This is a genomic window from Maricurvus nonylphenolicus (assembly GCF_042854845.1).
Lineage (GTDB): Bacteria > Pseudomonadota > Gammaproteobacteria > Pseudomonadales > Cellvibrionaceae > Maricurvus > Maricurvus nonylphenolicus.
Genome location: NZ_AP031498.1, coordinates 1834073 through 1849376, shown reverse-complemented (window position 1 = coordinate 1849376; position 15304 = coordinate 1834073). Strand labels below are relative to the sequence as shown.

General features: G+C 48.5%; 10 protein-coding genes. 1 reads left to right on the top strand and 9 read right to left on the bottom strand.

The genetic code is table 11. The features are described from left to right. Nucleotides 1-17: 17 nt before the first annotated feature. A complete protein-coding gene (locus tag ACGHZ6_RS07930) occupies nt 18-1685 on the bottom strand; it encodes a sulfatase-like hydrolase/transferase (protein ID WP_390618293.1) in 1668 nt (555 codons plus the stop codon). 123 nt (nt 1686-1808) lie between these two features. Then, nucleotides 1809-2792 carry an AraC family transcriptional regulator gene (locus tag ACGHZ6_RS07925; protein ID WP_390618292.1) on the bottom strand — a complete coding sequence of 328 codons (984 nt, stop codon included), beginning with the start codon at nt 2790-2792 and terminating at the stop codon, nt 1809-1811. A 141-nt stretch (nt 2793-2933) separates the two neighbouring features. Here ACGHZ6_RS07925 and ACGHZ6_RS07920 point away from each other — a divergent pair, with 141 nt between their 5' ends. Next, on the top strand, nt 2934-4565 hold the full coding sequence (locus tag ACGHZ6_RS07920) for a sulfatase-like hydrolase/transferase (RefSeq protein WP_390618291.1): 1632 nt from the start codon (nt 2934-2936) through the stop codon (nt 4563-4565). 51 nt (nt 4566-4616) lie between these two features. Here ACGHZ6_RS07920 and ACGHZ6_RS07915 read toward each other — a convergent pair whose 3' ends face one another. The 7 genes from ACGHZ6_RS07915 to ACGHZ6_RS07885 form a co-directional block, all read right to left on the bottom strand. Further along, nucleotides 4617-6233: a long-chain-fatty-acid--CoA ligase gene (locus ACGHZ6_RS07915; RefSeq protein ID WP_390618290.1), complete on the bottom strand. Its 1617-nt coding sequence runs from the start codon at nt 6231-6233 to the stop codon at nt 4617-4619. Between the two features lie 584 nt (nt 6234-6817). Beyond that, nucleotides 6818-8677, bottom strand: a complete 1860-nt coding sequence (locus tag ACGHZ6_RS07910) for a hypothetical protein (protein WP_390618289.1) — start codon at nt 8675-8677, stop codon at nt 6818-6820. A gap of 15 nt (nt 8678-8692) precedes the next feature. Then, nucleotides 8693-9769 (bottom strand): P-loop NTPase, encoded by a 1077-nt coding sequence (locus ACGHZ6_RS07905; RefSeq protein WP_390618288.1) that lies wholly within the window; start codon nt 9767-9769, stop codon nt 8693-8695. Between the two features lie 25 nt (nt 9770-9794). After that, nucleotides 9795-10625: an ethylbenzene dehydrogenase-related protein gene (locus tag ACGHZ6_RS07900; RefSeq protein WP_390618287.1), complete on the bottom strand. Its 831-nt coding sequence runs from the start codon at nt 10623-10625 to the stop codon at nt 9795-9797. Nucleotides 10626-10628: 3 nt separating this feature from the next. Continuing rightward, nucleotides 10629-11390: a molecular chaperone TorD family protein gene (locus ACGHZ6_RS07895; RefSeq protein WP_390618286.1), complete on the bottom strand. Its 762-nt coding sequence runs from the start codon at nt 11388-11390 to the stop codon at nt 10629-10631. Between the two features lie 6 nt (nt 11391-11396). After that, entirely contained in the window at nt 11397-12374 is a 978-nt protein-coding gene (locus ACGHZ6_RS07890) for a 4Fe-4S dicluster domain-containing protein (RefSeq protein ID WP_390618285.1), read from the bottom strand. Between the two features lie 23 nt (nt 12375-12397). Then, nucleotides 12398-15154, bottom strand: coding sequence for a molybdopterin-dependent oxidoreductase (locus ACGHZ6_RS07885; RefSeq protein WP_390618284.1), 2757 nt, complete (start codon nt 15152-15154; stop codon nt 12398-12400). Between the last annotated feature and the right edge of the window lie 150 nt (nt 15155-15304).

The window sequence follows — 15304 nt, the reverse complement described above, 5'->3', positions numbered from 1 at the left end:
TTATTGGCTGATCGTTTTTATTCTGAACCAGCGACCCGAGACGGAGTTGGAATATAATTATCCCGTTTGGAAGCGGCCAGGGTTTCAGGCCTTGCATTTTCAATACCGGTATAGGCATCCCCTTCCCCTGCTGGCGCATCGGGATACTGCTTACGCGTCATCAAATGACGCTTACGCATACGCTTGAAACCTTCCAAATGAGGCACACCATTAACCAATACCGGGTTATGTTCACGGGTATCATTAAGCAGGTTATACATAGCCGCACCAATTCCACTCTTGCTGGTGGGATCATCGTTTACCCAGTGAAACTTCCAGTGACCTTTAACCGTCGCGCCTAACACGGGGCCAGTGTAAATATGCACATAATCACGACGACTATGGGTATCACCATTCAGAATCAGCGAGGTTTGATCAACACCGTCAATCACCCTGTCACGGGGAATATGCGTGGTAGCCTGTCCAAGTCGTGCAAAGGTGGTATACAAGTCAGTCACATGGAAAATATCACCCACCAGTTGCGGTTCAACTACACCGGGCCACCAGGCAAACGCCGGTACACGCACACCACCTTCGGTAAAGTCACCTTTACCGCCACGGAAAATCGTTTCAGTCATGCCCAAACCAGGAGGCGGGTTATGGGACATGGGGCCGTTATCCGCCATGGCAATCACCAGGGTGTTTTCAGCAATCTTTAGCGTTTTTAATTCCTCCATTAAGCGACCAATAAAGGCATCCACATTGTATTGCATGCTCTCACCGAACAGACTGCGTGATAAGGTGCGCTTTTTAGGATTGGGAATAAAGCTGGTCATGTTGGGCCAGTAAGCCACATAAAAAGGTTTATCACCATCAGCATTACGACGGATAAAATCCAATGTGCGCTTCTGACTTTCGGGATCGATTTTTACATAGGTATTGTGACTGGTATCACCCCACTCTTGGGCCTGTTGGCCTTTTTTGCCTTCCAGGGTCATGACCCAGCCACTTGCGGTAAAGCCTTTATCTTTAGCGTAAGGATCTTTGACCAGCATGGGTTTAATTAAACCCTGTACCGCATTAACCCCTTCGCCCATTTTATTCCACAGACTTAACACTTGGTTGTATGGCGTAAACAATGCTTCATCAAAGCCCTGGTTATGCGGATAACTTTCTTCGATATCCCCCAAATGCCACTTACCGTAAAACGCGGTGGCATAACCGGCTTCAGACAAGACTTCGGCAATAGTTTTTTCCTGCCCGCTTAAACCTTTATATTCAATCGGAAAACCCACACCGTACATGCCATTACGCACAGGATGACGGCCAGTCATCGCTGCGGCACGGGTCGGCGTGCAGGATGGCTCTGAATACATGCGAGAATACATGGCCCCTTCGGCGGCCATTCTATTAATATTCGGTGTGGAGAAACCTCGGATAATATTGATTGCCGGAATACCCACATCGCCGTAAGAGGTATCGTCCCACAAGACGTGCACAATATTGGGTGCCTTACCGTATTTCTTGCGTAACTCCGCCAGTTTTGCATCAATGGTTTTATCTTCTTTTTGCCATTGCTCGCCATTTTGCGACAACAACACATAGTGCTCAGCATCGTGCACAATTGCTTGCTGGCTGGCATCCCTGGCGCAGGCCGACAAACTCAATAAGCAGGCAGCAAATGCCCAGAGTGGTTGAAATTTCACGTGGGTACTCCTCCAGTAATTATCCCTTCTAGACTAACTCAGCCAGAGCCCAGTCGTTATCAGCCCTGTGCACGCACTAACCCAAAAACGCATACAGCTAGCATTCTTGTGCAAAGCATCAATCTATTGAGTATAGCGACTGGCCAGTGTTGCCGAGGGCGATTCCCCAAACTCCTGTTTGTAAAGACGGGAGAAATGCCCGGTATGATAGAAGCCCCAGGCGGCAGCGATATCGCCGACCTGAGCCTGTTGCGGATCTGCCTGCAATAAACTTGCTCTGACCTGTTTAAGTTTTTCCCGCCGCACAAAGCGCATGGGGCTGACACCAAAGTGGCGATCAAACTGCTTTTGTACACTGCGTTCGCCCAAGCCGGCGGCTTGAGCTATAGCATCCAGATGGATCTCTTCCTGCAGGTGATCATAGATATAATTTACCGCCCGCCGTAGCGCGGCGTTTTGCACATAGGGACGATGACTTAGGGTAGCTTGTCGGTCACTGTCCATACTGATATGTAACCAGCTAGTTAACAGTAACTCGTCAATCAAATTGCTGGTGATACCCGCCTGCAGTAACGACTGCTGATTGGAGAGCTCCGTGACGAGCAGGCTTAATGTGCTCTGCAAACTGGCACTGTTGGTATGGGTTAAATCCAGCTGCCGCGGCAAGTCCCAAATGATGCGGTGGCGCTCGGGATATAACCGGGTAATAAAATCGCCAAGCGTGGTTTCATCAACTCGGACCACAATAGCGATACAACACTCGCGCCAGTAAAGTTCAACCGTATCACCTGGCGCAATGACCTTTGCCATACCGGGCTTAATTGTGAGGTTGGTTATCAGATCATCCACATAACCCTGTAGCGGGACCAGAAGCTGTGCACTGCGCGCCTTTTCTTCAAACACCACATGATTGTTGGACTGGTGACAGACAATACCAATACCGCTATAGGGCAATCGAATCCAGGCAGAATCGATCATGACTTCGCCCTCATCACTTTCGACATGACGCTTTTCCATCAACCGATTGACGGTCTTTTCAAACATCCCGGCATCGGTCGCATGAATAGCCTGATAACTGCTTAAAATATCCAGACACTGCTGCAACATAGCTGCCACCACTCAGGAATAACCGATAAATACTGCCACAAAGATAAATTCGCTTAAATTACTTTTAGTTCGTTTTTATGATCCCGTAAAGCGCCCCCTCCCATTAGGCTGTAAGCAAGATTCACCTAACAGGAGTGTTTTATGGTTTCTTTACGATCACTGGGCGCACTGACAATGATTAGCGCCTGTCTGGCATCATTACCGGCAATCTCTGCCAAACCCATCATCTACGAAGCGGAATTTGAACAGCTGCACCAGCAGCACCAAGCCCAATGGCAGCAACAGGATCAACAACTCGATAAGTTGCTTGCAGCACTGGAAAAGAAAAACGGCAAACGACCCAACATTATTCACGTCATGTGGGACGACAACAGCCTGGGGGAAGTGGGCATCCCCGAAATGAATAAAGTCCTGGGTATAGATACGCCGCGCATAAATCGCATGGCCGATGAAGGTATCAGTTTTACCCGCATGTATACCGAGCCATCCTGTACCCCCACGCGCACCGCCGCATTAACCGGTCGCCTGGCAGTGCGTGCCGCCATGACCAAAGTCGGCTTTCCACCCGACGGTATGGGTTTGCACGCCGATGAAGTCACCATTGCCGAAGTGTTATCCAAAGCCGGTTACAACACCGCGTTTATCGGCAAGGCGCACCAGGGAGATATCGAATCCAGCTATATGAATCACCAGGGTTTCGACTACGCTAACTTTTCCATGTACAACCAGTTCCCGTTTATGACCTGGCAACCGCAGATGATTCCCGGCGGCGGCATTCAGGGGTTCTTCCCTTCACAGTGGGACAAGCACTACACGTTGGATAAACTGTTTCGTCCTCAGGCTTACATCAACCAACTGGAAGGCCGCAAAGGCGAAAAGCCCAAACTGTTTACCGGCACCAGCGCCAAAGATTACAAAGCGTTGTTAAAAACCAATAAACAACAATTGTTGGATTACATCAAAATCAACGCCGACAGCAATAAACCGTTTTATATGGCCTACTGGCCGCACCTGTATGACTTTATGTTGGCGCCCAATGAGTTAACCACTAACGGCAATACCCCCTTTAGTGAAGGCTTAAAACGCCTGGATCGTGACATCGGAGATTTACTTGATCTGCTAACCGAACTGGGCATTGCGGAAAATACCCTAGTGGTTGCCATGGCCGATAATGGCCCTATGCATGAACTGGCCCCTATAGGTCCTCGTGAGTCCATCTTCCGCGGTGGTAAAGGTGACTACCTCGAAGGTGGAGTTCGTGTCCCCGCGTTTGCCTGGTGGCCCGGTACCATAAAAGCCAATCAGATTGTGGGTGACATGGTGAGTATTCACGATTTATTTACTACCTTTGCCCACTTGGGACAGGCGAGTAACTATATTCCCCGTGATCGAGTTATCGATGGTATAGATCAAACCGCTTTGTTACTACAAGGCGATGGCCACTCCCGTCGTGATTACTTGCATATCTATACCGGTAATCAACTCGCTGCATCCATCAAACAACAATTTAAACGCGTATGGATTGGCGACAGACCCGGGTTGGTAGGCAACGGTTTTACCGACTTATACAAAGATCCCCGTGAAGAACATATGACCATGCCACCTTACCTGTGGGCCTGGGCACCGTTTGATCATATGAAAGCCCGGCATGAACGACAGATTCAACGCTATCCACACCGTAAGGAAAATCGTGATCGGCCCTACAAAGGTATTGAGGGAATCAGCGAGGAAACCAAAGCCCTGGGTTTAAAGGTAGAAAGGGATTACAAGTAAAAAAAGACTATCAATAAAAAAGCCGGGATAATGCCCGGCCTGTTTATGATTTTAACTGTAAAAGTTTTTATACTCTTCTCGCAAAGTCAGCTTATGGATTTTACCGGTCGCACCAATGGGCAACTGATCCACTACAACAGTAGCCTCGGGAATCGCCCATTTGGCGATTTTGCCCGTAAAGAAGTCCTGCATTGATGGAGAGTCTACCGAGACATTGTCTTTACAGGTTACCACCAGCAAAGGCCTTTCATCCCACTTGGGATGTGGCACGCCAATCACCGCTGCTTGGGCGACATCAGGGTGAGACGTAGCAATATCTTCAAGCTCAACTGAACTGATCCATTCACCACCGGATTTAATGATATCTTTCAGGCGATCGGTTAACTGCATACGCCCCTGCGAATCAATAGTGGCCACATCCCCCGTCGCAAACCACCCGTCATCGGTACAAGGCTTATCCTGCCCATAGTATTGGTTAACAACCCAGTGGCCCTTTACCATTAACTCACCGGACGCTTTACCATCACGAGGTAATTCAGCTCCCGACTCATCAACAATCTTGATATCACTGCCCCAGATGGGCGTACCCACTTTTGCCTTGGCCGCGTAGTACTCATCCAATAAATCATCATCGGCCGGTGCATAGTCGGTATTCAGCGTCACTACAGAACTGGTTTCTGTCATGCCCCAACCGTGCATGGCACGAATGCTGTACTTTTCATGTAACTGCTTGATGGTATCAGTAGGACAGGCCGATCCCCCTACTCCAACGCGCTCCAGTTTCGGCAAATCCAAATTATGTTCATTCATATAATTCAGCAAACCCAGCCACAAGGTTGGTACACCGGCAGATAAGGTGACCTGCTCATCACTTAACAGTTGATAGAGACTTTGCCCATCCAGATTAGGACCAGGAAGCACCAGCTTAGCCCCCGTCATGGCACAACAATAGGGTAACTCCCAGGCATTAATATGAAACAGGGGAACGATGGGCAGAACACTATCCTGCTTACTTAAGCCTAAACAATCAGGCAGGGATGCGCATAAGGCATGCAAAGCCGTAGAGCGATGACTGTAAGCCACGCCCTTTGGATTACCCGTAGTACCAGAGGTATAACACAATGAAGCAGTGATGTTTTCATCTAGATCAGGCCAACTAAACTCATCACAGGCATCACTGATAAAGTCCTCGTAACTCACCAAGTTGGTTAAATTACTTACCGCAGGCACCTGATCTCGATTCGCCAACAGAATATATCCCTTTACTGACGGACATTTATCGGCAACACGCTCCAACAACGGCAGAAACGTACTGTCCAACAGCACATATTCATCTTGGGCGTGATTAATAATGTAAGTAATCTGTTCCGGGGTATAGCGAGGATTAATCGTATGAGTAACGGCACCAATACCGGAAATCCCATAATAGGCCTCAAAGTGGCGATGGTTATTCCAGGCCAGCGTTGCGATACGGTCGCCAGATTGAATACCCAGCCCCAATAAGGCATTAGCCAACTTACAAATACGTTGATAGGCTCGACCGTAGGTATAACGAAACTGCCCGCCCTCGGTATTCTGGGACACAATTTCTACCTCGGGGTGCCAACGATTGGCATGACGAATAAACGCAGAGGTAAGCAGCGGTAAATTCTGCATCGAACTGATCATATCTAAATCCTAACTCTTATCTATAAGATCTAATATAACCAGACTCCCCAACCAAATAACCTAACTTTAGTCAGGTTAGATTGCTAAGCTTTTTATTTACACTACAAGGGCTTTCTGTTGGTAATTCTGTTGCTATCGGAATTTACAGGCAGTTGGGTCTCTTTTGTGCGTTTTGCTCTCTCTCATAATTAACGCACAGTCTTAAGATGGGGAATGTGAGTTATCGCATTCCCCTTTTTTTGTAATCGTTTTTTTTGAGAAGTGCCACTCCCCGGCTTTCCCAAGAGTGGGGGCTACCTATTCCCGGCTGCAAGACTTGTACTGGGGCGATCGCACTTGCGGAACTCGCTGTAAAACGCTCAGACAGTCCTCGTAAACGCTCCTCGCCCCAGTACAAGTCTTAAACGCAGCCTGATTGGTCATAGGCAGCCCCCACCCTTGGGAAATCCTACCGACGAGATATTAAATAGAATAAGGAATTTGCACATAGGTAGGAGGCAGGTGGGTAAAGCTTCTCGTAGCAATCAGCCCGGCCGCTTATGGGCGCGAAGAGAAGCTTTACCCGCCTGCCTCCGAATTTAGAACTAAAGCTTACGACGCAAAATCACACCTTGAGAGCCCACAGAATATGCATAGTGCTCCCCCACAGAAACCGACTGCAACGTAACATCCAGATCAGTCTCTTCTAACAGCCAATCCAATTCTTGTTGGCGCAAAATAGTTCCCGATGAACCAACAGCAAAAACATGAGTATCATTAGCGTGGAATCCACAGTACCCAGCTACAGCATGTAGATCTGTGCGAACACCCGAAAAGGCTTTGTGCCATACCTGATCCCTAAGGTTAAGCAGCGTACCGCTAATACCTACAACGGATAATTCACTAAGAGACTTACCCCATACTCCGTAGAGATCTTGCTCAACGCCAACATAAAAGGCTTTCCAGTTATCACCGTTCCACCGGAGCACATGACCTCCAGCTGCGGCGATTAAGATGTGGTCAGGATCATGCCCCCAAATATGGTATAGCTCGCTTTTGGTTCCGGATTCTAGTCGTCGCCACATCAAACCGTCATAGCGCAGGATAACCCCTTCATCACCCACCGCGTAAATATCGTGAGGTCCAAAACCGGTAATAGATAATAAGGTGGGTGCATTGCCTTGATGTACACAGCACCATTGCTCACCATCGAAGTGAAAGATACAACCATCATCACCTACGGCGAAGAGATTGCGGGGGGAGGTACCCCATACATCATGCAAGTTAACTTGAATAGGAACTTGTTTTACTTCTGTTTCTTTATCTGAAATGTGAATACAGAAACCGCCATCCCCTACCGCAATGGCATTACCATCACTAAAGCTAAAACAGCCTCTAAGCGTTTGCTTGATCACGCCACTGAAGATGGTCTGCCACTGACTTTTAGCCTTTACGGTTTGAATGGACTCAAGGTCTTGTTCTGTTAGGGTCTGCTCTAGCAGCAGACTGCCACCATCACCACAGATAATATTGGGCTGATCGGGAAAGCAGATGATGTCGTGAAGATCATGGCGCAAGGCTGAGTGTATATTCTTAGCACCTTTGTCAGACCAATAAAAAGCACAGCCCTGGTCACCAACAACAGTCAACCTGTCGCCATCGACACGTATACGCCTTAAACGAGGAAGAGCAATATCATCAACGAGACTCGACCAGTTTTCTTCTGTATAGCGAAAAATGCAGCCTTTAAAACCCGTACTGTCCCCGTCGTAAAAACCACCCACGGCATAGATATCGCCATCAGGGATTTGCGCCATACTGAGGATATGGCAATCAGTGTTAGTTTCAATCGAGGTCCATTGACCATCGCGAAACTGTCGTAGTTCGCCATTGGCACCACCCACCAGGACAGAACCATTTTCACAAACCAGAACGGATCTCAGATTAGCGCTGGTGCCGCTATCTATTTCGTGCCATTCGCCATCACGGAAATGCACTACACGGCCTTGATCACCTACAGCCCAAAGCTCTCCGTTGGGTGCGGCATCTATATCGAATAGTGGTAAGCTTTGCTGAGCATTCTGATTGGTCTTCGAGGGATCTCTCCCGCCCTGCATATATTGCCATTGGCCCTGCCCGTTTTGCTCTTCACGACAACAAATGATTCCTGCCCAGCCCACGGCAAATATGCGATTATCACTGCCTTTACACAATGCATGTATCGGCAGATCGGTACCCAGGTTTTCCTGTTGCCATTGCTGCCCGTCGAAATAAAAGATGACTCCGTCATCCCCTGCTACCAACGCACACCCATTGTCCAAAGCCAAACCGGCCCACAGTACCCCCTGTGTTATGTCTGTAATAGCAGGGATACGCTGCAGTGAAGTTGTTGCCGGTTCAGTGTTTTTGCTATTGAGTAAACGACTAAACAGTTTCCGTTTTGCTGGATCTTGTATTGCAGTCATAAGAACACCTCTCCGCTATGACGCCAGATGCTGCTTTTCCTGTACAATCAGCCCTTCGAGTTGGGCTTGCAGCTCTGGGTTACCGTTGGAAATTTCAGCGATATCTATTTCCATTCCGGAGAATGATGCGGCCAGATCGGCTTTTAAACCTTGAGCATCAGCGACAGCTGCCTCTTTACAGCCCTTGGCAAGATCGGCAAAGATCTCTCCAATCACTGTATTTGTATCGCCAGCAGCAGGGCATCCCTTTGAAGCCCCTTGCGCTATATCTGGCGAAAACGGAATCCTCGCCAACGTATGAATACCCATGGATTCGAATTCATCGATTTCATCGGCACGAGGGAAAAGATTGATTTCTCCTCCGCAATGGGGGCAGACGGTTCCGGCATAGTTTTCCACTAAACCAAGGATGGGAATTTTTTTATCGAGGCTGAAGCGTGCAGCTTTTAAGCTGTCTTGCAACGCAATGGCATCCGCCGAAGAAACTAATAAACTACGCAGGTTTGAACCTTCCAGCATATCCGTGAGTGTGATCAATTCATTACCGGTACCTGGTGGCATATCGATTACCAGGAAATCCAATGCACCCCAGTAAAAAGAACCTATCAAGTGGTGAATATAGTCATGCTTGTAGCTGTCTCGCCATACGACTGGCGTATCAACCTGTTCCAAAAAGAAACCCAAGGAGCCGACTTGAACGGTTTTATTATCATTAAACTGATAGCGGGGTGTAGAAATACCGTTGTGACTGACTTTTACCCGTGCGTCTTGCAAGCCTAAAATTCGCGGGGCATTGGGGCCGTGTACATCAGCATCCCCCAACCCTACACTGTAACCCTGCTCTGCCAGGGCTACAGCTAAATTTGCCGCTACCGTACTTTTACCAATACCGCCTTTATTGGCCATAACCAGAATAATCCAGTTAATGCCCTGCAAGCGGTTTTGTACCAAGGTGGTATTGTGGATAGTTTTATCAAGCTGACAACTATTTTCCTGTGGACAGAAATTACAGGCATGTCCCAACCCGCAATCTTCAGGTTGGGAAGGCGTCGTATCAATGGCGTTGATAAATTGGGCAGTTTGCTGAGACATACATCACCTCACAATATGGGTAAACTTAGTGCGCTGCTACTTGCTGTGTTCCTGCACTGATCCAGCCTGGATAGATACGCTTTAAACCATCACGCTGCTTATCCTCGCCCTGCCAAATGCCCAAGCTGAAATGAATCAGCTGAGAATTTTCAAGATCAACTTGATAAGCAGTATTGCTCTCTGTTGCTATTGGGCGAGAAAAGACCAGCATCCAACTAGCTTCACTGCCGTCATCTGAATTGGCGTGCAGGTATGCAGCGTTCGCGCTGAGGGAATCACCCGCTATGTCTGTCACGGTACCAAAGCCACTAGCCAGTAAATTCTGAGGTTCTGGTTTGGCGGCATTCCAATACCACATATTTACCGGTGCATTCACGCTGCCCATCATAAATGAGGTTTGTACACCACCATTCAGTGCAAACTGTATTGCGGCCGCATCGGCGAACTGATCAAAGCTGTGATAGCGGTTAAGCGACTTATCTTGCCAGCGCACCCTGATATAAACATTGTTATGATCAGTGGCAACACTAAAGATAACCGGAATGGAAGGCGCTAAAGAGTCATGACGTAAACTTATTGAGGGGTGTACCGGTGGTGCCGTAGCAAGTTCCACCTGATATTCTTTTGTATTGGCCCAGGCCTGGGCCGCAGGATCCTGCAAATTCGATGATGCAGGAACAACTGACATATTCACTACCTGTTCCACGCCATAAGTCTGCGCTTGTTGTTGCGGGATAGAAGATTTCAACGCGGCTTGGTGATGATGTGGATCAACAGCGTTAGTTTGAGAATTATCGCAACCGGACAAAGCCAATGCCAGGCCAAGGAAAACGAAGGAAGAGCTTAACAGGCGCATAATTTACTCCCAGATATTGACCATCGAATTGGATTCACTAACGTTATTTATAACTGTGTTTTCAGATACGGCAATCAAGTCTGGACCTAAACTTGAATCCAGTTCCTGAAAACTACGCTCTAGAACACACTGTGTTAGCGCCATAACCTCAGAATAGAATTGACCTGCATCGGTTTTGGCATATCTGACGTCGCGCATAGCTTTGTCGATAGCCTCAACTGTTGGCAGCAGTTCTCGCTGCAAAAAGTCACGCTGGGCTTTTTGGTAAGCAAGAATTTGTGGCGAGGAAACGTCCGCTGGATCGGATAACTCAACCAAAGCCTGCAGTTCCAGGTGCGCTAACCAACCTAAAAACTCTAGCTGACACTGAATATGATCTGGTGCCTGACAACCAATTTCACCATCACGGGTATCAAGGCCAAAATGACGATACCAACGACTGAAACGCAACAGGAACTCAGGGAGCCCTCCCCCCTGTAATATCTCTGAGTAACCCGATGCACACAGGGACAACATGGGCTGACCTTTACGGCCGGTATGAAACAGGTCGATATAGAAGGCTTCAAATTCTGCATAACTACAATTAACCGTAGGCAAGCTTTTCGCTTCTCCCAGCAGCAGTTCGGTCAGGTCTTCGACTTGCTGTTGCCATTCCCCACGGCACATAGTAGAAAAATCATCTGGAGAAGGATGTGCAAAAGCCGTCGCCAATAATACGGATAGTTGAGAACGGGCAGTAACTCTACTTATTGGGGATGCCATCATCTCACCTCACGCCAACTTAAACATATCGCTATGTTTGTAGCCGATCAGTACATCCATGAGTTCTGATTCTTCACCGGCAACACGCTTGTTGCGCTCTTGCTCCAGTGTATCCAATGCAGGTTTAACCTGATCACCAAACAGGCTTTCCAGATAGGTCAGGGGAATTCTGCTCTTTTCCGAAACACTGCCATCGGCATTAAAACCGGATGGTGCCGTCGGCGGGATATAGAATACATTGGGCTGCGTACCCCACTCACCGTGTAGCGGCAAAGCAACTTTGTATTTCTCCACCAGTTTGTAGATGGGGCCATCCTGATCATCACGATAGCCAATAAAACGAATGCGCCCGACACACTGTTGTGCACAAGCTGTCGGCAAACCCTTCTCAATACGCGGGTAGCAGAAAATGCATTTTTCCGACTTGGACAGTTTTTCATTAAAGTAAACTTTTTTATAGGGACATGCGGTTACACAATAGCGATAACCACGGCAACGCTCCTGATCGATCAGCACGATACCGTCTTCCTGACGTTTGTAGATTGCATTACGTGAACAGGCGGCCAGACAGGCGGGGTTACTGCAGTGATTACAGATACGCGGCAAGTAAAAGTGATAACTGTTGGGATACTCCCCTTCACCTTCATCTTCATCCCAGTTGGCACCCCAAGTGGGTTTTACATTGGAGCGTAACCAGGGATCGGTACCGGTCATTAACGCATCTTCGTAGTTGTACTCCCAGGGTACACCGTAATCTTCCGCGGCAGGTTCCTTGCCGAGCTTTAAGTTACCCGCGTCATCAAAACCACCACCCATCTCTTCAAACTTGCGAGGATAACCATCGCCTGGACGGGTTTCGACATTATTCCAGTACATATACTCGCGGCCATTACGGTTGGTCCATTGGGTTTTACAAGCCGATGTACAGGTGTGACAACCAATGCACTTATTGAGATCCATCACCATGGATAATTGACGTTTTGCCATTTCTTATTCCGCCTTTTCAATCACTACGCTTGCACGGCTTCAATATCGACGCCCGTCTCGTTGGCCAGAGAGTTGGGGTTCCACTTATAGAGCTCAAATTTCAAATGCCCCCAGTTACCCACGGTTTCCAAGGGCTGAATCAGGGTTGCTACCACACTGTTTAAACCCTGCCCGCCTTTAAACTGATGACGCTCCCAGGCGTGTTCCATCATGACTTGATTATCACGAATACCCGGCATTAATTTGGCCTGAGCCTGGAACTCGCCCAGACCGTTAAATACACGTACCTGACCACCATCAACAATGCCCTTCTCGGCAGCCAGTTTTGGGCTGACATAAACAAAAGGTTCTCCCCGCTGTAAGCGCTGCATATATTTATTACTGCGCCAGGATGAATGGATCGCCCAACGAGTATGCGGTGTGTAGAAGGTATAAGGGTAATCTGAGGCTTCCGGACCTGAGTTCCAACGCGCCGTGGGCACACAGGAATCCAGGCGCTGAAACAGCTCGTGATCACAATAGAAGGTCAAACGTCCCGACAGGGTTGGGAAAGGTTTATTGTCTTCATCCTGTGCACGCCAGGAATGAATGGGTTTGTTGGGTTCGATTTTACAATCCGCTTGCAACGGGCTGTTATTCACCACCAGAAATCCCTGCTCTACCCCGCGCTCGAAGTCACCGGGTTTGAAACCGGGTGTATGTTCGATAATCCAGCGAGTCGCCGCTTTATCGTCCGTTACCGTACCTTGCAAGGTGTATTCATCATAAATCGTGGTGAAGTCACGTTTGATGGGACCATCCTCAAACGCCTGGAAGTTTCTCTCCTGAGCACGCTGTTGCAGTTTCTGCAGGATAAGCCCTTTAATATTCCAATCGGATTTCGATTCACCTACCGGTTTTGCAGGCGCGGTAAACAGATTGGCATGACGGTGCAGCGGTGTTGTGCGTACATCCCAGGCTTCGTAATGGGCTGCGGCTGGCAGTACGTAATCGGCAAACTGCGCCGTGGAATTCAAACGAATATCAATAACCACCAACAGTTCTTCAAACAGTTTGAGCATGCGTTCGCGGTATTCAGGCCCTTTGTTTCGCACAAACTTGTTATCTGCCGTGAGGATACCGGCCTTGATGCCTTCATAAACCGGCATTTGGCGTGATTCAATACTGTGACGAATAATCTCGTCCAGCTCATCAATCGTAAAACCCGCCCGCTGCTTTAGCTTGTCACTGTTATAGTGTTTGCGAGCATCATCAATCTTTCTACCGTGAACATACTCGCCCAAACCTCCACACTCAAAACGCGGCATCTTGCCCTTCGGGAAGCACAAACCGAATACACCTTCCTGGGACAACATACTGTAAGGGCTAAAGTATCCGCCCCGCTCACCCAAGTGACCGGTGAGCGAACACATCAATACCTGTGCCCACTGAATATAAATACCGTTAAGCATTTTTGCAGAGGCAAATCCTGATACAACAAACGCTTTTTTGGCCTTGGCAAAGCGGCGAGCTTCGTCGCGGACAATACTGGGATGTACACCGGTTTTTTCTTCTGTCGATTCCGGTGTGTAATTATTGGCTTCAGCCCGCATATGTACAAAGGCAGGTTTAACAGCAATGCCGTCAACTTCGAACTCACCTTCCAGTGCTGGATCAATACCATTCAGGCTTAGGCTTTTGACGTCACTACCCATCGAACCCGGCGCAGTAACGGCCTTGCCGCTTGCCTGATCCCACATATAGAAAACATCCGCTTTGCCATCTGCCTGCAGATCACTCTGACGTAACAGCTTGTCATTGTCGTTACGAACCAGCAGGGTTAAATCGGTTTTCTCTTTAACAAATGCAGCATCCCACAGATTTTCCGCCAGGATCACCTGCACCATGGCCATATACATAAAGGGATCGGCACCGGGATTAATATTAATCCACAGATCCGAGCGGATAGCTGTAGGGTTATAATCCGGTGAAACCGATACCACTCGACAACCGTTGTATTTGGCCTCTGTCATATAATGGGCATCAGGAATGCGGGTCATCACCGGGTTATGGAACGAGTTGATAATGTAATCCGCATCAAACCAGGCATCGCTGGTAAAGTTTTGCAGGCAATCTCCGGTTGCCAGGGTTTGCCCGGATTGGCCATCACCCACATCGGTCATTTGGTCTTCAATAACACCGCCAAGCAGAGCTGCAAAACGTACACCGGCCGCTAAACGCGCACCGGACAAGGCGCCAGTACCGGTATGGGTGAGAATTTTTCCCGGACCGTACTGTTCATGAATATCGAGAATTTTATCGGCGATCTCTGTGGCCGCCTGATCCCAGCTAATACGCTGCCATTTGCTTTCACCTCGCTCACCTACTCGCTTCATGGGGTAACGTAAACGGTCCGGCTCGTACATCGCCTGAGAGTGAATAGCCCCCTTTTGGCAACCGCGGGGATTGGTATCGGGAATGCGGCTGTCAATTTGCGGGTACTGCGCCAACTGCTCTTCACGTACCACAATGCCGTCTTTTACCAATACCTTGAATGCGCAGTTTCCGTGGCAGTTAACACAGTGAGCCGCATAACCAACAGAATCGTATTCATATTCCTGACGATAAATATCTTCCCAACCGCGATAGGGGTAATCCTTACTCAGGGTATCGGTAAGTGGCTCCATGGGTTTCAGGCTGCTTAGGCCCCAACTGTTATTCGAAGCTACCATACCCGCTGATACGGCACTGCCCCACTTCACAAATTGGCGGCGATCCATTTTTCCCAGCTTGCTGCCCATAAAGCTCTCTCGCTCTGATTCTCTAAATCAATGTTCACTCCAGTGTAGGGTTTAGGGGTTTTGGCGGCGCCTAGCTTTGGTTGGGTTTTTCATAAAAAAGCCCCGTATGCACAATGCATACGGGGCTTATAGCGTTTAACGCTTATAGAG